Here is a 217-nt window from a genome sequence, read left to right as displayed (position 1 = left end):
GTGCGGTCCTCCCCCCCGCGGGCGGAGCGCACCGCGGCCGAGACCACGACCTTCGAGTACGGCACCTACACCGCCAGCGAGCCGTGCAAGGACAATCCCGAGCGGCCGCCCCTGTGGCAGGTCAAGGCGGCGCGGATCATCCACAACAACGAGGAGCGCCGGATCTACTACGAGGACTCGTATCTCGAAGTGGCCGGGATCCCGGTCGCCTTTCTGT

1 protein-coding gene is annotated in these 217 nt (G+C 68.2%); it reads left to right on the top strand.

The window, feature by feature from the left end:
- The coding region (locus MFF40_RS28725) for a hypothetical protein (protein ID WP_238263231.1) at positions 1-217 on the top strand (217 nt) is incomplete at both ends.

The organism is Methylobacterium mesophilicum, from assembly GCF_022179445.1.
Taxonomy (GTDB): domain Bacteria; phylum Pseudomonadota; class Alphaproteobacteria; order Rhizobiales; family Beijerinckiaceae; genus Methylobacterium; species Methylobacterium mesophilicum.
Note: the sequence above shows the minus strand (reverse complement) of the source record. Positions and strands in the feature narration are given on the sequence as shown.